The sequence below is a fragment of the Candidatus Corynebacterium faecigallinarum genome (genome assembly GCF_052264515.1).
Classification (GTDB): domain Bacteria; phylum Actinomycetota; class Actinomycetes; order Mycobacteriales; family Mycobacteriaceae; genus Corynebacterium; species Corynebacterium faecigallinarum.
The window spans coordinates 1-18,285 of record NZ_JBQQOC010000007.1; the positions used below are offsets into that span (position 1 = coordinate 1).

Genomic DNA, 18,285 nt, shown 5'->3' on the forward strand with positions numbered 1-18,285 from the left:
CTCCTGCTTCGTATCCATTCTCGCACTCAACGGTGTGTCGGTCTGCCCCCGCACCGCCTCCTGATCGAGGAGCACCTCGTCGAGCCCTGCCCAGTCCACCAGTTCCGTTCCGGTGAAGATCGCGTTGATGGCGGCGTCCCCCAGTAAGTTGCATAGGCTACCGATGGACCCACCGGTCCTGTTCCACAGGTAGTCGGACATCTCCGGGGTCGTCAGTGAACCTACCGGGTGTGCCGCCAGCGGCAGCAGAGCCTCCATGCCAGCGACCAGCTCCACCCATGATTCGCGCGCTGCGGCACTGCCGTAGCTGTAGGTACGAATGTCGTAGACCTTGGTCCTCGCCCGGATCTGCCGGCCCATCTCACCGGCCAGTAGATCAGTGTCGAGCAGGTCGATTCCACAGAAGATCACCGCGGCGTCCAGGCGTTCGGTGAACGACTTCAGTGTGCTGGCAGCGTCCGCGCCGGCGGACTTGTTTGTCTTCAGGTTGTGCACCTCGTCGACGATGATCATGGAGGTCTTCAGAGTCTTCAGCACGGAGACAACGTGATCCATGACCGTCGGTGCGTCCCATCCGCGAGGGACGGGGAGGCCGATCCACCGGGCGATAGCGACCATGAGCATCTTCGGTGTGCTACCAGGAGGAACGACCAGGTAGAGCACCGGGGCAACATCGGGGGCATCGGTGGGAAGCCCCAATTTCTGTCTCTCGATACGCTCATGACGCTTACCCATGAGCATGGCGATGGTGGACTTTCCGACGCCAGCGCGACCCGACAACGCAAGTGTCCGGCCTGCGGTGGAACGACGGGCGGCCAGGCGGGCACGGATGATGTGGACCTGGCGTTCGATCGAAGCCAGGTCCTTGGTCTCGATGACGACGTCAGCACCGATCCAGGCGAACCGTGACTTGTCGTAGGCCGCCTTGTCCTCCTCGGATAGTGCCGCGATCTTCTCGCGGCTCAGCTGTTCGGGCTCGACGTTGCGGCGAGCGACGAACTCCCGCCAGGCGGTGAGTGAATCTGGGACAGGCATGCGGTGGCCTCGGCATTCGCGGGTGTGGTGGGTGGTGGGGAAGGAGGGCTCAGTCTTCGTCGACGCGGCGGGCAACGCGCCGTGGCGGCGAAGTAGGTGGAACTGGCTCGTCAGCGACTGCTCGTAGCGGCGCAGGATCATCCCCTGAAGGTCTGCTCGCCGCCACTTCCAGTTCCTCAGGGACGCTGCCCTTAGCGGTCCGCGAGCGCTTGGACGCGCTGCGTTCCTTGGCCGTGGCCGGCGTGGTGAGAATCCGGTTGATCTGCTCGGCGACATCCTTACCGGCCAACTGGTTGCCCGTCCGGGTTAGTACCCGCTTCGCCGCGGTCAGAACGTCCTGGGAGAACGGTGCTGAGACTTGGGCGTTCATCACCCACGTCGCCTCGATCCAACGGCCTTTCACATGGTCTCGGACCCAGATCCGGTTCATCCGGTGCGGATCGTAGCGAACCTCCCACTTACCCGATGCCGGCGCCGGAAGGCCCGAGGACATACCGCGGTACTCGGCAAGCTCGGGAGCGGTGTAGTGCAACCCGTCGAAGTTGATCCCGTAGGGCTGGATCGACCGGTAGGCCACCGGAAGCAGAGCGATGTAGTCGTCGCGCTCGAAGGTCACCGAAGCCTGCGGGGCTACCGATGCCAGCGCGGCGTACATCTCGTTGGGGGTCAGCTTGCGCTTGGGCATCGCTGCGATCCGCAATCCCTCCTGGGTCCGGTTCTGGTAGACACCGACGACCCACATGTCCATGAGATTCTGGACCTCGGCCATCGTCCACACCGCCTGGCTGGCGGGGTCCTTGCCCCGCTGGACGACGTTGGGGCCGACGTAGCCGTCCAGGTGCTGGACGAAACCGGTACGCAGGCCCCAGAAGAACGACTCGATGTGCGGTTTGTCGGTCGGGGTCCGGGGCGCGGCCAGCGTGAGGTTGATCTGCAGGCGCTCGCAGGCGGAAAGGAAGGTGGTGGACTTGAACGCCCTGCCGCGGTCCATGGTGATCGACTCCGGGACGATGACGGGCTTCGCCGCGACCTGTGCCGCAACCTCGGCATCATCGGGCAGCATCCCGGTGGGGAGGATTGAGCGTGAGTACGCCAGCGACTCAGGCCAACCGGGCTGCATGGTCAGCGGGGTCATCGCACGGGCGAGCAAGACCGCGGCGTCGACGGCCTTTGTCGCCACCGGACGGGCAATGACGGCCAGGACGGTGCGGGTGGCGATATCTACCGCGGCGGTGACGTCGATGCGACCGGAGGACCCGTCGGGGTAGATGACCATGAGGTCCAGGGGAGTGGAGTCGATCTCCACGAGCTCGCCCGGGCGTTGCGGATGCCGGGTGCCCCAGGCGCGGTCGGGACGGTTGGACTTGGACCGGCGGGTGGTGGCAGAGCCGAAGGGGGAGCGGTCGCGCTCCAGTTTCCGCAGGATGCGGTACAGGGTGGCCCGGGACGGGACTTCCCAGCCGTTGTCCTGTGCAGCGTGGGTGACGCGCATGATTGCCCGGGACCGGGTGCCGGTGGACAGGTTCGTCTGACCGGCGATCTCTTCTTCCAGCAGGGCGACGACCCGGGGATCGGTGCGGCCGGGGACGGTGGAACTCTGGGTGCGTCGATGATCCACGAGCCCGGCAATGCCGAGTGATCGGAAGTTCTTGAGATGTCGGCGTAGCGTGCGTTTACCCATGGGGTGACCTTCGCTTGCCAGCTGTTCCAACTTGGCGTCGATCCGATGCTCCATGGGGATGTCGAGGGAAAACCGCGGGTCGGACGCGACGGGTTTGTCACCGACTACTGGAGGCACGCCGTTGATCAGCTCGTAGACATGTCGGTGGAGAAACTCGGTGCGTTCCCTGGCCTTCTCATGGAGAGTGTCGAGGACAGCGGTTGCGTCCAGGTCGGGGAGTCGGCCGGGGGTATCTGGAGTGTAGGAATCGTCAGTCAGCAGGTCTGCAACAGTGATCTGCCGAGTGTTTCCGTTGGACAGGTCAGTGAGGGTGAGCAGTGCACCGTTCTGGTCTGTGACCTGCCAGGAAGTGCCGTCGAAGCTGATGTAGTCGAGAAGTCGGACGCTCTTCATGGTGACGCCTCCAGGTGACGTCGGATGGTGGACTCCATGGTCAGCGGCAGTAGCGGGTCAAAGTGAAGCTCGCCGTGGAACAGCAGATGCAGCACGTTGCCGAGGACGACGTCACGGGTCCGTTCCGAACGTCGTGACGCAGCGCGCACGCCTGAGCGTAGTGAGGTTTCCGTATCGAATATCCCGAGCAGGATGCCGTGGGCCTCAGGTGTGGGCGCGTAGCGGTCCATGCGGTAGCCGGCCAGCCATTCCAGCGTTTCCGCCTGTGGCGATTCCAGACCGGTGAATACGGTGTACTTCCAGCCGAGTTCGTCGCAGAGTTGGCGGGTGAGCTCAAAGTGCGGGTCGTCGACCTTGTCCGGGCGCCGGACGTCGACGAGGCCGACGTCGCCGCTGGCATAGCGGCAGAAGAAGTCCGGAACATGGGAGCGGAGAGACTTCCCTGCATCGGAGGTGGTTTTTGCAGGCCAGAGGAAAGCGAGAGGTTGGGCGCTGAGGGAGACGATGGAGGGGGTGTGGTCCGCGGCGAGGAGGAACTGTCGTTCTAGTAGGGACTCGAAGCGGACGTGACTACCTGTAGTCGTGGAGAACCAGTGGCCCTCGTAGTTCCGCTTGTGCGACCAGGCGTAGAAGCCGCGGATCGGGTCAGCTCGTTCGAACGGGACGTTGGACAGTGTGACGTCGGCGGCAGAGTTCTGGACGTCGCCGTCGAGGCTCACCAGGGCGCGCGGACGGTCGGTGCCGTTCCTCGGTAGCTGCCGTAGCGACATGTCCCTGACTCTCAGTGTCGGCGACTGGGGGTGCGTGCGAGTCTATGCCAGTTGTAGTGAGAGGGGAAGGCGTGATCCGTATTCTGCCAGATTGACTGCGATTTCTGCCAACTAGACTGAGACAGGTCACTTCGGGACGCCGAAACCGTAGTCGGCCCAGTGCTTGTCGAGGACACGGATCCGCTCCTTGAACGGGAGACGGACGACCGTCTCCGCGCCAGAGGTCGGAATGTCCGGTGTTGTGAAACCCATGGTACTTCCTTTACCTTCGGGAAACGTAGGAGTTGGACGGACGCGGTCGCCGGCGACACATGCGGGCTGCCCGGAGTAGGGGAGTTGAGGTCAGGCGGGCGCGAGGAACTGCGCGTGCAGGGTGGGCTTGTCGATCTTTCCCACCGGGTTCTTCGGGATCTCGGCCACGATCTCGAGGTCGACAGGGAGCTTGATCTTCGTCAGATGCATCCGGCAGTGCTCCAGCAGGTCTGCCACGGTGAGTGGGCTGCCCTGCATCAGCGACACCACGGCGACCGGCTCCTCGCCGAGAGCCCGCTGGGGCCGGGCGACGACCGCGGCCTCCAGGACGCCGTCGACGCCGTAGAGCACAGCTTCGATTTCCTTGGGGTAGATGTTCTCCCCACCGCGAATGATCATGTCCTTCACCCGGTCGATGAGGGTCAGGTAGCCGTCCTCGTCGAGGTGGCCGATATCACCGGTGTGCAACCATCCGTCGACCACGGTCCTGGCGGTCGCTTCCGGCAGGTTGAGATAGCCCTGCATGACGGTCGGGCCCGAGACGATGACCTCACCGGCGGTACCGGTCGGCACATCGTCGCCGGCCTCATTCACGACGCGGATTATCTGGCCCGGCATTGCCGGGCCGACGGTCCCCACCTTCTGCTCCCCGTGGACCGGGTTGCAGGTGCTGCAGCAGGTGCCCTCGGTCAGTCCGTAGCCTTCGACGACAGTGGCCCCGAACTGCTCATTGACCCTGGTAAGCAGTTCGGGAGATGCCGGAGCAGCACCACAGATGATGAACTGCAGGGAGTCCGTGGCGGGGCGCCCTTCCAGGGGAAGGTCTGCGAGATGGGAGAGGATCGTAGGCACGCTCGAGAAGTAGGTCGGACGGTGTTGCTCGATGGGCTCCAGGAACGGCTGGGGCGCGAACCTTTCGACGAGGGTGACCTGTGCGCCACACCGCAGCGGGGTGAGGATGCTGACAAGAATCGCATTGACGTGAAACAGTGGCAGAACGAGCATGCAGTGATCGGTGGAGTCGGTCCTCATCCGTTCCTCCATCGCCGCCGACATCGCGTCCAGCTGGGAGTGGCCGAGCATCGCACCCTTCGGGCGGCCGGTGGATCCGCTGGTGTAGACCACCAGGGCGGCGTCGTCACCGGTGAGTACGTAGGGGGTATCCACCCCGGACGCTGCCTCCGGTGCGGCTTCGGTGCAGTCCTCGATGAGAGCGGTGACGGTGGCGACGTCGACGGTACGTACCTGATGAGCGCAACGCGCCGGGTCGGCACAGATCACCACGTGCGCCCCGGAATCCTCCAGCTGGCGTATGGCTTCGCTGTCCGTGAACGCCGGGTTGACCGGGGTGACGGTGGCTCCGAGATACCAGGCACCGAACATGGTCACGACAAACTCGCAGCAGTTCGGGAGCATGACGGCGACCGCCCGGGACTGGGCGGATGTCTCCAGGTAGGTCAGTGAGTGGTGATTGTCCCGGATGCAGGGGCTGTCCTGTCTGTCATCGGGAATGTGCCACGGCAGGTAAGCGAACAACAGTTGCCTCCTTGTTGACGACGGTGGAGATCGAGGTTGCCGGGAACCCCCGGGAGACTTCGACCTGTTCCATCACGGTAGAAGGCATGTGAGGCGGATCACATTGTCGCGCAAAGACAAAGATCTACATCGTTCTTGTGCACGGTGACCAAAGGTCGCCGATTGTTTGCTGGCCGTCAGGCCCAGTCGAGCGTCCGACCGACCGCCTTGTTCCACAGGGCGAAGGCGGCGTCACGGTCGGCGGCGGCGACATCCGGCAGGTAGCTGTGCTCCTCCTGCCACAGGGCGCGGATCTCCTCGACCCCGGAGAAGAACCCCACCGCCAGTCCGGCGGCGTAGGCCGCACCCAACGCCGTGGTCTCGGTGACCTTCGGCACGGTGACCGGCACACCCAGCTGGTCGGACTGGAACTGCATCAGCAGCGAGTTGACCACCATGCCACCGTCGGCGCGCAGTCGGGTCAGCGGCACCCCGGTGTCGGCGTTCATCGCCTCGACGACCTCCCGGGTCTGGAAGGCGGTCGCCTCCAGCGCAGCACGCGCGATATGCGCCTTGGTGACGTAGCGGGTCAGCCCGGCGATCACGCCACGGGCCTCCGGCTCCCACCGGGGTGCGAGCAGACCGGAGAACGCCGGGACGACCACGCATCCACCGTTGTCCTCCACACTGCGGGCCAGGGCTTCGATCTGTGAGGAGTCGTCGATCAGCCCGAGGTTGTCGCGCAGCCACTGCACCAGCGAGCCGGTGACCGCCACCGAGCCCTCGACGGCGTACTCCGCCGGCTCATCGCCCAACCGGTAGGCGATGGTGGTGATCAGTCCGTGCTCCGAAGGCTTGGGTTCGGTGCCGGTGTTCATCAGCAGGAAGTTTCCGGTGCCGTAGGTGCACTTCGCCTCGCCGGGTTCGGTACAGGCCTGGCCGAAGGTGGCGGCCTGTTGGTCGCCGAGGATGCCGGCGATCGGCACCCCGTGCACCGGCCCGGACCGCTCCACCTTGCCGAGAACCTCCGAGGAACTGACGATCTCGGGCAGCAGCGACATCGGCACACCCATCGCCTCGCACAGCTCCGGGTCCCACTGCTGGGTCCGCAGGTCCATCAGCATCGTGCGGGAGGCATTGGTGACGTCGGTGACGTGCCGGGCCTGGCCCCGCCGACCACCCGACGGTCCCCGTCCCCGACGGGAACTACGGGTCAGTTCCCACACCACCCAGGTGTCCATGGTGCCGAAGGCCAGTTCACCGCGCTCGGCGCGCTCGCGCACCCCCTCGACGTTGTCGAGGATCCAGCGGATCTTCGGCCCGGCGAAGTAGGTCGACACAGGCAGTCCGGTGCGCTTACGGAACATGTCGCCGTGCTCGGCGTCGAGCTGCTCACAGAACTCACCGGTGCGGGTGTCCTGCCAGACGATGGCGTTGTACACCGGCTCGCCGGTCTCCCGGTCCCAGATCACCGTGGTCTCGCGCTGGTTGGTGATCCCGAGTGCGGCGATGTCCTCGGTACCGATGTCCGCCCGGGCGACACAGTCGCCGATGACCCGTCGGGTGTTGCGACGGATCTCCTCGGGGTCATGCTCCACCCACCCCGGCTGGGGGAAGATCTGCCGGTGCTCCAGCTGACTGGACTCGGTGATCGCCCCGGACGCGTCGAAGACGATCGCCCGGGAAGACGTGGTGCCCTGGTCGACGGCCAGGACGTAGCCCTGGTCGCGGCGCCGGTGCCAGGGCTGTCCGGTGGGGCGGAAGAGGTGGCTCAGGCGGTCGACCATGGTGGGGGACTCCCTTTGACTCTGCTAGCTAGGGTCAGACGATCTTCAGCATCGGCTGGGACTTGGTGACACCGTCGCCGGCGGCAACGGCCAGGTCGGCCACGGTACCGGCCTTGTGAGCCTTCACCGAGTTCTCCATCTTCATCGCCTCGATGACCAGCAGCGGGTCACCCTCGGCGACCTCGGCTCCCTCGGTGACCAACACGGTCACCACGGTGCCCTGCATCGGTGCCACGGCCGTGTCACCGGAGACCTTGACCTCGCGGCGTCCCGACGAACGCCGACCGCTGCGGCTGCGCCCTGCCCCGGTGCCGACCAGGTCACCCGGGACGGTGACCTCCACCCGGCGACCGTCGACCTCCACCGCGATACGCCGCGGCGGCACTGCAGCACCAGCGGCGTCGGCACCGGCACCGGCGACACCGTCGGACGGGTCCGTCCACGGCTCCAACTGGTTGTCCCACTCCTCCTCGATCCACCGGGTGTAGACCTCCAGCGAGTCACCGGTGAAGGCCGGGTCATCGAGGACGGCACGGTGGAAGGGGATCACGGTGGGCAGGCCCTCGACGACGTACTCGTCCAGGGCGCGACGGGCGCGGGCCAACGCCTGGTCCCGGTCTTCGCCGGTGACGATGAGCTTGGCGAGCATCGAGTCGAACTGACCGCCGATCACGGTGCCGGCCTCTGTACCGGAATCCACGCGCACACCCGGGCCGGCCGGCTCGCGGTAGGCGGTGACGGTGCCGGGGTGGGGCATGAAGTTCGCCGCGGCGTCCTCCCCGTTGATCCGGAACTCGATGGAGTGGCCGCGGATCTCCGGGTCGGTGGTGCGGGAGAGCTCGAGACCCTCGGCGATGCGGAACTGCTCACGCACCAGGTCCCAGCCGCTGACCTCCTCGGTCACCGGATGCTCGACCTGCAGGCGGGTGTTGACCTCGAGGAAGGAGATCAGGCCGTCCGACCCGACGAGGTACTCCACGGTACCGGCACCGTGGTAGCCGGCCTCCCGCATGATCGCCTTGGCCGACTCGCGCAGGCGGGCGTCCTGATCTTCGGTGAGGAACGGCGCGGGGGCCTCCTCGACCAGCTTCTGGAAACGACGCTGTAGCGAGCAGTCCCGGGTGGAGGAGACCACGTAATTGCCGTGGGTGTCTGCGAGTACCTGGCACTCCACGTGGCGGGCCCGGTCGAGGTACCGCTCCACGAAGCACTCGCCACGACCGAAAGCTTTCTCGGCCTCACGGGTCGCGGAGGCGAAGAGCTCGGGGATCTCCTCGATGGTGTGGGCGACCTTCATACCGCGTCCGCCACCGCCGAAGGCGGCCTTCACCGCGACGGGCAGGCCGTGCTCTTCGGCGAAGGCGATGATCTCCTCGGCGTCGGCGACCGGCTCAGGGGTGCCCGGCACCATCGGGGCGTCGACCTTCTCCGCGTAGTGGCGTGCGGTGACCTTGTCACCCAGCTCACGGATCGCCGAGGGCGATGGGCCGATCCAGGTCAGTCCGGCGTCGATGACGGCCTGGGCGAAGTCGGCGTTCTCGGAGAGGAATCCGTAGCCCGGGTGCACCGCATCGGCCCCGGAGCGCGTCGCGGCGTCGATGACCTTGGCGATGTCGAGGTAGGAGTCGGCGGAGGTGGTGCCGCCGAGGGCGAAGGCCTCGTCCGCCATCCGCACGAAGGGGGCGGTGGCGTCCGGCTCGGCGTAGACGGCCACCGAGGCGATACCCTCGTCGCGGGCAGCCCGGATGACCCGGACGGCGATCTCGCCACGGTTCGCGACGAGCACCTTCGACAATTTCCGGACCTCTACCGGCACATCCACTCCTCGTTATCTTTCATCTGCAGTCAGAAGCAAAACACTGACGTTACTATTCCACAGCGACTGTTCCAACACAGGTGTTACGTGGTGTCAGGCACCGGTGTCGATCGGCATACGGACCATGTTTCCCCACTCCAGCCAGGAACCGTCGTAGGCGCGCACATTCCCCCACCCCAGAAGGTGGTGCAGAACGAACCACAGGTGGGACGCCCGGGCACCCGAATGGCAGTAGGGCACCGTGGTGACCGCCGGATCCAGGGAGGAGAAGGTCTCCTCCAGTTGGGGCCGGGACTGGAACCGGTGGTTGGGCAGCAGCGCCGCCCGCGGCGGGAAGTTCACCGCACCGGGAATATGACCGGTGCGGCTGGTGGCCTCCGCCGGGGCGACGCCGATGAAGTCCTCGGTGTCCCGCATGTCGACCAGCTGGAGCCGGTCGGAGAGGTTGGCGCGGATCTCGTCGACGAAGATGCGGTGGTTGGTGTCGTCCCGCTCGACGACCGGGTAGCCGGTGGTGGGGGACGGCGGGGCATCGTAGGACGTCTCGCGTTCGTCCTGCATCCAGGCGTCACGGCCACCGTCGAGCAGCCGGACGTCCGGATGCCCGAAAAGCTCGAACACCCACAGGGTGTAGGTGGCCCACAGGTTGGAGTCGTTGCCGTACACCACCACGGTGTCGTCCCGGGTGATGCCCTTGCTGTCCATCAGTGCGGCGAAGGCCTCACCGTCGAGGAAGTCGCGGGTCACCGGATCGCCGAGGTCCTCGTGCAGGTCGATACGGATGGCGGTGGGCAGGTGGCCGATGTTGTAGAGGATCGGATCGGAGTCCGACTCCACCACCTTCAGCCCTGGGCCTCCCAGCTTCGCGCCGAGCCAGGAGCTGGTGACCAGCTTCTCCGGGTGGGCGTACTGGTGCAGCTGCGGGTTGGGGTCACGTTCGATTCCCACGGGTGAGGGCACCGCCTTTCATGTCGATACCTTGTAGTGTAACCGCCCCGGCGGTGTGGCTCATGCTCGTTCGGGGTTTTTGGGGACGCCTAGGGGGATGCCCGGTCCAGCCCTCCCCCGGTCAGGCTCGAATTAGCCTGCGGCGTTCCAGAAGTCGGAGACATTCCGTCCGGCACCGGTGATCGCCTGGCGTACCAGGGGCAGTGACAGTCCGATCACGCTGGAAGGGTCCCCCTCGATCCGGTCGATGAACCAGCCGCCCAGGGCTTCCAGGGTGAATGCGCCGGCGCAGGCCAGCGGCTCCCCGGTCTCGGCGTAGGCGCGGATGTCGGTGTCGGTGGCCTCGGCGAAGTGGACGACCGTCTCGCTAACCGCGGTGTCCACCGGGGTGAACCCGGTCGTGCCGGTTTCTGGATCGACCATGACGTTCGTGAAGGCGTGCCCGGTGATCAGGCTCGCCGTGCGGCCCCGCTGCTGCTGCCACCGGGCCACGGTCTTCTCCACGGTGTGTGGCTTTCCCTGCAGCTGGCCGTCGAGCAGCAGCATCGAGTCACCGGCGACGACCAGGGAACCGGACGGGATATCCCCGGCGAACTGCTCGCTCACCGCCGCACACTTCGCCGCGGCCAGGTGGGCGACGACCTGGGCAGGGGAGGGGTCGGGGTGCCGGGCGTGCAGCTCGGCGGTGGTGGCGTCCTCGTCGACCCCGGGGACCAGCACCAGCGGTTCGATGCCGCCGGAACGCAGTACCGACAGTCGGGACGGGGAGGAGGACGCCAGGACGATGCGGGGTGCCGACTCAGCCGAACCAGCTGACTCAGCCACGGAAGCCCGTCGGGTTGAAGTTGCTCACTCCACGCAGGGACTCCGCCGGGGTGCCCCACAGACCTTTGGCGTGGGTGCGGGCGGACCGGCGGGCGGTCTCCCGGGCCTCGGTGGTGTTGGCGGTTGCGGCCGCTGCGGCGGCAGCGGACTCGGCGACGATGGTCGACAGTGCCTGGCTGATCGCCTCGGTCTCGACCTCGTCGACGGTGCCCTTGACGACCGTGATCGCTGTGACGGGCACGGTGGGCGACTGCTGGGGCTGGGTCATGGTGTGCTCCTTCTCCCGGGTCCGGTTACAGCGCCGGGTTGCCGTGCTTGCGGGCCGGGCTGTCGACGACCTTGCGCTCCAGTAGCCCCAGTCCGTCGGCGACCTGACGGCGGGTGTCGTTCGGGGTGATGACCGCGTCGACGTAACCCCGCTCGGCGGCGGCGTAGGGGTTGACCTGGGTGCGCTCGATCTCCTCGGTGAACTCGGCGGTCAGCGCGGCGACGTCCTTCTTCCGGCGCTTGGCCTTCGCCAGGGCGTCGGCGTGGACCAGTGCGACGGTGTTCTCCGCGTCGGCGTGGGAGATCTGCGCGCTCGGCCAGGCGAAGACCAGGTCAGCGCCGATGTTCTTGGAGCCCAGCGCGATGTAGGACGTCCCGAAGGCCTTGCGCGTCACCACGGTGATCATTCCCACCGTTGCCTCGGCGACGGCGTACAGCAACACCGAGGAGCGACGCAGCAGCCCGTTGTGCTCCTCCGCCGTGCCGGGGAGGAAACCGGGGGAGTCGACGAGGAACAGCAGCGGGATATTGAAGGCGTCGCAGGTACGGACGAACCGGGCAGCCTTCTCGGACGCTGCGGTGTCCAGCGCACCGGCCAGCACCAGCGGCTGGGTGGCGATGACACCGACGGCGCGTCCCTCGACCCGGGCGAAGGCGGTGACGACGTTGCCGGCGAACTCCGGCTGCAGCTCCAGCAGGCTGCCCTGGTCGACGATCCCGGTGATGGCCTCGGTCATGTCGTAGCCGGCCAGCGGGGAGTCGGGGACCAGGGTGTCCAGGGCAGTGGCGGCGGTGGCGGCAGAATCGGCGGACTCGGCAGGCACCTCCGGCACCACCGAGCGGTTGTTCGACGGCAGGTGGGCCAGGGCGTCCCGTACGAAACCGAGGGCCTGGGTGTCGTCGGCAGCGGTGTGGTGCGAGGTGCCGGTGCGTCCGGCGTGCACGGCGGCGGAACCCAGCTCCTCGGCGCTGACAGCTTCGCCGACGATGCGCTCGGTCGTCGCCGCGTCAGTGAGGTACAGCGAGGCGCCTTCGACCATGACCACGATATCGGCCAGGACCGGCTGGTGGGCCGCGGTGCCCGCCGTCGGACCGGCGATCACGGAGATCTGCGGCACCACACCGGAGAGCTCGGCGCGCAGCTTGTACAGCCGGGCGGCCATACCGAGGGAGACGACCCCCTCGCCGACGCGGGCACCGGTGGAGTCATGGATGCCGACCAGCGGGACGCCCGAGCGTCCGGCCAGCTCCATGACCTTGGTCAGCTTCTCGGCGTGCACCTCGCCGACGGTGCCGTCGAAGACCGTGCCGTCCTGCGAGAACACGCAGACCTGGCGACCGTCGACGGTGCCGTACCCGGTGACCACGCCGTCGGAGACAGGGCGGGACCGGTCCAGATTGTAGAAGGTGGAGCGGTGCCGGGCCAGGGCGTCGATCTCGACGAAGGAACCCGGGTCCAGCAGCTGCTCGACACGCTCCCGGGCGGTGAGCCGGCCGGCCTCGTGCACGGCGGCGACGGCACCCTCCCCGACCGGGGCAGCGGTCTCCGCCAGACGCTGACGGAGATCCTCGAGCTTGCCTGCGGTCGTCGCTGTGTCGGCCGGGTTGGGCACGGAGGTCGGTGAAGTCATACACAACAGTGTAGAAGCATTGGTGCCGAAGGGCGTTACTCTGGTCAACATGAATGCAGCAACACCCGCGCACCCGTCCCGCCACCCGCTGGACGCCGACGCCGTACTCGAGCGGATCCAGGACCGGGTCCACCTCCGGGGAGCTGCCGGTACCGGCGTCGCGCCGGGGTCCCTGGAGTGGGTGGCGAGCACCGGATCGACCAACACCGACCTCGCCGACGCGTGGCGCTCGGGCGCGTCTCCGGTCGACCGGACGGTGCGTCTCGCCGATGAACAGGTCACCGCCCGCGGTCGGCTGGGACGCGCCTGGTCCGCCCCGGCGGGCGCCCAGGTCATCTTCAGCGTGCTGCTGCGTCCCGACCCCGGCCAGATCACCCCGGAGGCGTTCGGGGAACTACCGCTGCTGGTCGGCGTGGCCATCGCCGAGGCTGCCCGCGAGTTCGGGGTGCCTGCGGTGCTGAAGTGGCCCAATGACGTCGTCGTGCTCGACGACGACTCCCGTTTCGGTTACCGCAAGCTCGCCGGCATCCTCGTCGAGGCGGCCAGTGTCGAGCCCGCGGTGATCATCGCCGGCATCGGCCTGAACGTCTCGCTGACCGACGAGGACTTCGCGGACGCCGGGATCCCGGACCGCAGCGCCACCTCGATGATCACCGCCGGGGCCACGCTCCCCGACACCGGTGCCCGGGCCGACGTCGCCGCCGCCGAGATCACCCACCTGCTCGCCGCCGACGCGGCCTGGCGTGGCCAGGGGGCGGACCTGGAGGCACTGCGGCGACGCTACCGGGAGCTCTCCGCGACCCTGGGTACCCGGGTGCGTGCCGAACTGCCCGACGGCACCCAGCTCACCGGTACCGCCGTGGATCTCGGCGAGCACGGGGAGCTGGTGATCGACACCGGTGCCGGACAGCGCCGCACCGTCACCGCCGGTGACGTCGTCCACCTGCGCCCCACCGGAGAATGACCTGACGATGCCGAAGATCCGATTCGACCCCGACGAGGAGGTCCTCGCCGAGCTCAGTCCGTCCCGGAAATCCACCGTGTTCCCGGTGCTGGAGTTCGTCGTGATCACCGGAGTGGTGTGGCTGGGAGTCGGCCTGGTGGACTCCTACCTCGCCGACCTGGCACGACAGTGGTTGGGGTATGTGCCCGAGTCGATCGCCAGCGTGCCGGACCTGGTTGGTGAACAGGACGCCGGGGCGGCGACAGCCGCACTGTGGGGGCGACGGGCACTGCTGGTGGCCTGGGTGTGGCTGAGCTGGCGCCGGTGCCTGCGCCACCTGCTGTTCCGCTCCCGGTCCCGGATGATCCTCACCGACCGACGGCTGGTCACCGCCACCGGGCACATGCGCAGCCAGATCGGCGAGGTGCCGTTATCGCATATCGTCGACGTCCGCCACCAGGGGTCGGACGTCGAGGTCTACCTGCGCGGCGGCGGTCGTCCGCTGGTGCTGCGCGACGTTCCGTCCACCCGGAAGTTCGTGAAACTGCTGCGATCCCGCATCCCGGTCCACCTGCCCAGAACGCTGTACTGAACCGCTATACTGGGCAGTCGTGACTGACGAGAAGAACAGCCCAGAGAACAGCAGCCGACCGGACCGTTCGCTGGCCCGACCGGAGGCACACGCCCCGGACATGCCACTGGTCACCGTGATCGGCGACGGTCAGCTGGCACGGATGATGCAGCAGGCCGGTATCGAGTTGGGCCTGACCGTCCGGCTCCTGGCCGGCTCCGGGGGGTCCTCGGCCGCTCAGGCCACCGCCGACGTCTGGTTGGGTCAGTACACCGAGGAGCAGGTCGTCCGGGAGATCTCGACAGGTGCCGACGCCGTCACCTTCGATCACGAGCACGTGCCGAACGCCTACCTCGAGGCGCTGATCGACGAAGGCGTCAACGTCCAGCCGCAGCCCTCGGCGCTGATCAACGCGCAGGACAAGCTGGTGATGCGCAAGAAGATGCGCGAGATCGGCGCCCCGGTGCCGCCCTTCGCCGCCATAGAGGCCGTCGACGATGCCACCGGATTCTTCGACGCCACCGACGGAGCCATCTGCCTCAAGGCCCGCCGCGGTGGCTACGACGGCAAGGGCGTGTGGTTCCCGGCCACCCGTGAAGAGACCGCAACCCTGGTCGCCGACCTGCTGGAGCAGGGTGTGCCGCTGATGGCGGAGCAGAAGGTCCGCCTGGTCCGCGAACTCTCCGCCATGGTCGCCCGCACCCCCTCCGGACAGGTCGAGGCATGGCCCGTGGTGGAGTCGGTGCAGGCCGACGGCATCTGCTACCTCGCTGTGGCACCGGCACCGGTCGCCACCGAAGGCCAGCGACGTATCGTCGAGCAGGCCGGGCTGCTGGCCCGCCAGGTCGCCACCGATCTGGGGGTCACCGGTGTGCTGGCCGTGGAACTCTTCGAGACCGAGGACGAGGCCGGCCAGCCGGAGATCATCGTCAACGAGCTGGCGATGCGTCCGCACAACACCGGCCACTGGACCCAGGACGGCTGCGTGACCAGCCAGTTCGAGCAGCACCTGCGGGCTGTGCTGGACCGTCCGCTGGGATCCACCGCCCCCACCGCCTCGACGACGGTGATGGCCAACGTCCTGGGCGATGACACCGCCGACCCTGAGATGCCGATGCCGCAGCGCATGGACGAGGTCTGGCGACGGTTCCCGACCGCCAAGATCCACCTCTACGGCAAGGACTGGCGGCCGCGTCGCAAGATCGGTCACGTCAACATGTCGCTGCCGTTGGGCGCCCCGGCCGAGGGGCAGGCAGGCACCGAGGCAGTCGAGGCCCTGCGCCGCGACGCCCGGCTCGCATCCGATTTCCTGGTCAGTGCCCGATGGACCGACGGCTGGTCTGCGTAACTCTCTGGCGGTCAGCAGGTAAGGTCTTCCGGGACACGTACTGACGCAACACGACGCAACACAAGGGACACCACCGTGACTTCCACACCTGACCAGCAGCCCACCCCGCTCGTGGGGATCGTGATGGGATCGGACTCCGACTGGCCCACCGTCGAGCCCGCCGCCCAGGTTCTCGCCGAGTTCAGCGTGCCGATGGAGATCGGTGTGGTGTCCGCCCACCGCACGCCCGAGCGGATGCTGGACTACGCGCGCGAGGCCCACACCCGGGGCGTGAAGGTCATCATCGCCTGCGCCGGTGGCGCCGCCCACCTGCCGGGCATGGTCGCCGCGGCCACCCCGCTGCCGGTCATCGGCATCCCGCGGGCGCTGAAGAACCTCGACGGCCTCGACTCGCTGCTCTCCATCGTCCAGATGCCTGCCGGGGTACCGACGGCGACGGTGTCCATCGATGGTGCGAAAAACGCCGGCCTGCTGGCCGTGCGTACCCTGGCCGTCGCCGACGACCGACTCATGGAGGCCATGGTCGCCTACCAGGAGAACATGAAGAACGAGGTGCTGGAGAAGGACCGTCGTCTCCAGGCCAACCTCATGGGTGAGTAGCGGGACCACACGCGCATGACCGGCCTGCTCCTCGTCGCACTGCTGCTCCTGGTGACCCTCGGCGTCACCGCCTGGAGCGTGAAGACCCGTCCCCGGTGGGCGGGCAACGGTCTCCTGGTGATGGCCGTGGCCGAACTGCTGTGGATCTGGCTGCTGGTCGCCGCCCACGGTGGCGAGTACCCGGGGCCGATGTGGCTGACCTGGGGGATCTGCCATGTGTTGGTTGTCGGTGCCGGTGTTCTCACCGCGCGGTGGATGGGTGACTCCCTGCCCGGCGCCGACGGACGCGGCTGGTTCCATCTGAGTACCGTCATCGCCGCCGCGCTGGCACTCTCCATCGGCGCGGGGTGGGTGGTGACGGTCTTCCAGGCCCGCAGCAGGTGGGGTGCCGGGGTGGACGACACCCTCATCGTGCTGACCTTCCTGGGAGCGCTCGGGGTGCTGGTGTGGGCCATGGCGCTGGTCGGCATGCTGTGGTTCCTGCGCCATATCCGCCGTGGTCGGCTGCGGGTCCCCAGTGACCCCGGCTCGGTCGATGCGGTGGTGGTGCTCGGCGCCGGACTGGTCGCTGGGGAGGTCAGTGATCTACTTGCCGCCCGGTGTGACCGGGGAGCAGCGGCCTGGCGGGACGTGGAGAAAGCCCGTGGTGCCGGTGCCGCGAGGCAGGTGCCGCTGATCGTCAGCGGGGGACAGGGGCCGGACGAGGCCTGCCCGGAGGCGTACGCCATGCGTCGCTACTACGCTCGCCGCGGATTTCCCCGGGACGTGGTGGTGACCGAGGCGGAGTCCATCGACACCATCGAGAACCTGCACCTCAGCCTGTATATCCTGGCCGAACGCAATGTGGAACACCCCAGGATCCTGGTGTGTACCTCCGACTTCCACGTGACGCGGACCGAGCGGGTCGTGAAGATGATGCAGCAGAGCGGCAGCGTGCATTCCTTCGACGCGGAGGTACTCGGTGCACCGACACCGAAAAAGGTACTCCTGGCGTCCTATCTGCGCGAGTTCGTCGCCCTGACGATCTACCGGCTGTTCGGCCGGGCCTGACAGGGTCCCAGAAGCGTCCCAGAAGCATCCCGAAAAGGTCCTAGAAGCGTCCGGACCCGCCGCCGCCGGAGAAACCGCTGCTGAAGGACACATTCGTCGAGGACGAGGACGAGGACGAGGACGACGCAGCACTCTGTGCGGCTTTCACGTCGGCGGTGTGCCAGGAGTTCACGATGACGAACGGGATGTAGTTCCCGTGGCCGTAGGAGCGCACCGTATCGGCGAACCGGTCCATGAAGTCCGGGGCCTCCAGGTCCTGCTTCAGCTCGTTGACCGTGGCCTCGACATCGACAAGACTAGTCTGCAGGGCCTCGTACTTCGTTTTCACCTCCGCCTCGGCGAGATCCTCGGCCAGCTCGGTGAGCTCCTCACGTCGTACGGTGGAGTCACCGTGCTCCATGGTGAACAGCCGGTCGATGTTGTCCTCCGCGGCGTCCATCTGCTCGACCGCTTCGTAGGCGTCGGCGACGGTGCCGGCGTGGGTGCGGGACTCCTTGTCCTCCGAGGAGGTGGTCAACACGGTGTCGGAGACCTTGGAGTCGACGCTGAGGAAGTTCTTCTTGCACTCCTCCCACTGGCGGCGCCGTTCGGCGTCGGCGATGGGGGAGGTCAGGGAGTTGGCGTGGACGTCGACGCGAGGCGCGATGGGAGCCGAAGCGTGACGGATGTCAGATTCGTGGGATGGATCGTAGTGATCTCGTGGGAAAACCAGCAGATGATCCCACCTTTCTGACGACAGCCCGTGCACCACCCCTCCGGAAGCCGGCTGCGAGCCCACTGAGGTACGGACCGTGCGACGAACCATGGCGGATGCGCCGGTTCGCTGCCAGCGGAACGTCCAGATGTCGCGCTC

17 protein-coding genes are annotated in these 18,285 nt (G+C 67.3%); 5 read left to right on the top strand and 12 right to left on the bottom strand.

What is annotated here, in order from left to right:
* The 11 genes from ACTXPP_RS04985 to ACTXPP_RS05035 all read right to left on the bottom strand — a co-directional run.
* The coding region (locus ACTXPP_RS04985; RefSeq protein ID WP_443341189.1) for a TniB family NTP-binding protein at positions 1–1,035 on the bottom strand (1,035 nt) is incomplete at its 3' end.
* A gap of 49 nt (positions 1,036–1,084) precedes the next feature.
* On the bottom strand, positions 1,085–3,109 hold the full coding sequence (locus tag ACTXPP_RS04990; protein WP_443341191.1) for a TnsB C-terminal domain-containing protein: 2,025 nt from the start codon (positions 3,107–3,109) through the stop codon (positions 1,085–1,087).
* A complete protein-coding gene (locus ACTXPP_RS04995) occupies positions 3,106–3,879 on the bottom strand; it encodes a TnsA-like heteromeric transposase endonuclease subunit (RefSeq protein ID WP_301498483.1) in 774 nt (257 codons plus the stop codon). Before ACTXPP_RS04995 ends, ACTXPP_RS04990 begins: the two co-directional genes overlap by 4 nt.
* A gap of 126 nt (positions 3,880–4,005) precedes the next feature.
* The gene (locus ACTXPP_RS05000) at positions 4,006–4,131 is read right to left on the bottom strand and encodes a DUF3556 domain-containing protein (RefSeq protein ID WP_301520971.1); all 126 of its coding nucleotides are present in this window, start codon (positions 4,129–4,131) and stop codon (positions 4,006–4,008) included.
* A 90-nt stretch (positions 4,132–4,221) separates the two neighbouring features.
* On the bottom strand, positions 4,222–5,670 hold the full coding sequence (locus tag ACTXPP_RS05005) for a class I adenylate-forming enzyme family protein (RefSeq protein ID WP_443341269.1): 1,449 nt from the start codon (positions 5,668–5,670) through the stop codon (positions 4,222–4,224).
* Positions 5,671–5,843: 173 nt separating this feature from the next.
* Positions 5,844–7,433, bottom strand: coding sequence for a glycerol kinase GlpK (gene glpK / locus ACTXPP_RS05010; RefSeq protein ID WP_301496214.1), 1,590 nt, complete (start codon positions 7,431–7,433; stop codon positions 5,844–5,846).
* Positions 7,434–7,467: 34 nt separating this feature from the next.
* A complete protein-coding gene (locus ACTXPP_RS05015; RefSeq protein WP_301496213.1) occupies positions 7,468–9,249 on the bottom strand; it encodes an acetyl/propionyl/methylcrotonyl-CoA carboxylase subunit alpha in 1,782 nt (593 codons plus the stop codon).
* A gap of 93 nt (positions 9,250–9,342) precedes the next feature.
* A complete protein-coding gene (locus ACTXPP_RS05020; protein ID WP_301496212.1) occupies positions 9,343–10,197 on the bottom strand; it encodes a sulfurtransferase in 855 nt (284 codons plus the stop codon).
* A 132-nt stretch (positions 10,198–10,329) separates the two neighbouring features.
* The gene (locus ACTXPP_RS05025; RefSeq protein WP_443341194.1) at positions 10,330–11,022 is read right to left on the bottom strand and encodes a nucleoside triphosphate pyrophosphatase; all 693 of its coding nucleotides are present in this window, start codon (positions 11,020–11,022) and stop codon (positions 10,330–10,332) included.
* Complete coding sequence (locus ACTXPP_RS05030; protein ID WP_443341195.1) at positions 11,015–11,290, bottom strand: hypothetical protein; 276 nt, start codon at positions 11,288–11,290, stop codon at positions 11,015–11,017. Before ACTXPP_RS05030 ends, ACTXPP_RS05025 begins: the two co-directional genes overlap by 8 nt.
* Before the next feature lie 25 nt (positions 11,291–11,315).
* A complete protein-coding gene (locus ACTXPP_RS05035) occupies positions 11,316–12,920 on the bottom strand; it encodes an acyl-CoA carboxylase subunit beta (protein WP_443341197.1) in 1,605 nt (534 codons plus the stop codon).
* A 49-nt stretch (positions 12,921–12,969) separates the two neighbouring features.
* Here ACTXPP_RS05035 and ACTXPP_RS05040 point away from each other — a divergent pair, with 49 nt between their 5' ends.
* The 5 genes from ACTXPP_RS05040 to ACTXPP_RS05060 all read left to right on the top strand — a co-directional run bounded on the left by ACTXPP_RS05040 (position 12,970) and on the right by ACTXPP_RS05060 (position 17,432).
* Positions 12,970–13,884, top strand: a complete 915-nt coding sequence (locus tag ACTXPP_RS05040) for a biotin--[acetyl-CoA-carboxylase] ligase (protein WP_301496208.1) — start codon at positions 12,970–12,972, stop codon at positions 13,882–13,884.
* A 7-nt stretch (positions 13,885–13,891) separates the two neighbouring features.
* Positions 13,892–14,455, top strand: coding sequence for a hypothetical protein (locus ACTXPP_RS05045; protein ID WP_301496207.1), 564 nt, complete (start codon positions 13,892–13,894; stop codon positions 14,453–14,455).
* 70 nt (positions 14,456–14,525) lie between these two features.
* Positions 14,526–15,782: a 5-(carboxyamino)imidazole ribonucleotide synthase gene (locus tag ACTXPP_RS05050; RefSeq protein ID WP_367618701.1), complete on the top strand. Its 1,257-nt coding sequence runs from the start codon at positions 14,526–14,528 to the stop codon at positions 15,780–15,782.
* 123 nt (positions 15,783–15,905) lie between these two features.
* Positions 15,906–16,382, top strand: coding sequence for a 5-(carboxyamino)imidazole ribonucleotide mutase (purE, locus tag ACTXPP_RS05055; protein ID WP_301520422.1), 477 nt, complete (start codon positions 15,906–15,908; stop codon positions 16,380–16,382).
* 15 nt (positions 16,383–16,397) lie between these two features.
* A complete protein-coding gene (locus tag ACTXPP_RS05060) occupies positions 16,398–17,432 on the top strand; it encodes a YdcF family protein (protein WP_301520416.1) in 1,035 nt (344 codons plus the stop codon).
* Positions 17,433–17,472: 40 nt separating this feature from the next.
* On the opposite strand, the gene ACTXPP_RS05065 is transcribed toward ACTXPP_RS05060, so the two are convergent.
* A complete protein-coding gene (locus ACTXPP_RS05065; RefSeq protein WP_301520417.1) occupies positions 17,473–18,237 on the bottom strand; it encodes a hypothetical protein in 765 nt (254 codons plus the stop codon).
* Between the last annotated feature and the right edge of the window lie 48 nt (positions 18,238–18,285).

Excerpts from the sequence above, each read along its gene's own strand:
- ACTXPP_RS05045 (WP_301496207.1), top strand. The coding sequence starts at position 13,892 with ATGCCGAAGATCCGATTCGACCCCGACGAGGAGGTCCTCGCCGAGCTC.
- ACTXPP_RS05035 (WP_443341197.1), bottom strand. The coding sequence starts at position 12,920 with ATGACTTCACCGACCTCCGTGCCCAACCCGGCCGACACAGCGACGACC.
- ACTXPP_RS05030 (WP_443341195.1), bottom strand. The coding sequence starts at position 11,290 with ATGACCCAGCCCCAGCAGTCGCCCACCGTGCCCGTCACAGCGATCACG.
- purE (WP_301520422.1), top strand. The coding sequence starts at position 15,906 with ATGGGATCGGACTCCGACTGGCCCACCGTCGAGCCCGCCGCCCAGGTT.
- ACTXPP_RS05040 (WP_301496208.1), top strand. The coding sequence starts at position 12,970 with ATGAATGCAGCAACACCCGCGCACCCGTCCCGCCACCCGCTGGACGCC.
- glpK (WP_301496214.1), bottom strand. The coding sequence starts at position 7,433 with ATGGTCGACCGCCTGAGCCACCTCTTCCGCCCCACCGGACAGCCCTGG.
- ACTXPP_RS05065 (WP_301520417.1), bottom strand. The coding sequence starts at position 18,237 with ATGGTTCGTCGCACGGTCCGTACCTCAGTGGGCTCGCAGCCGGCTTCC.
- ACTXPP_RS04990 (WP_443341191.1), bottom strand. The coding sequence starts at position 3,109 with ATGAAGAGCGTCCGACTTCTCGACTACATCAGCTTCGACGGCACTTCC.
- ACTXPP_RS04995 (WP_301498483.1), bottom strand. The coding sequence starts at position 3,879 with ATGTCGCTACGGCAGCTACCGAGGAACGGCACCGACCGTCCGCGCGCC.
- ACTXPP_RS05000 (WP_301520971.1), bottom strand. The coding sequence starts at position 4,131 with ATGGGTTTCACAACACCGGACATTCCGACCTCTGGCGCGGAGACGGTC.
- ACTXPP_RS05060 (WP_301520416.1), top strand. The coding sequence starts at position 16,398 with ATGACCGGCCTGCTCCTCGTCGCACTGCTGCTCCTGGTGACCCTCGGC.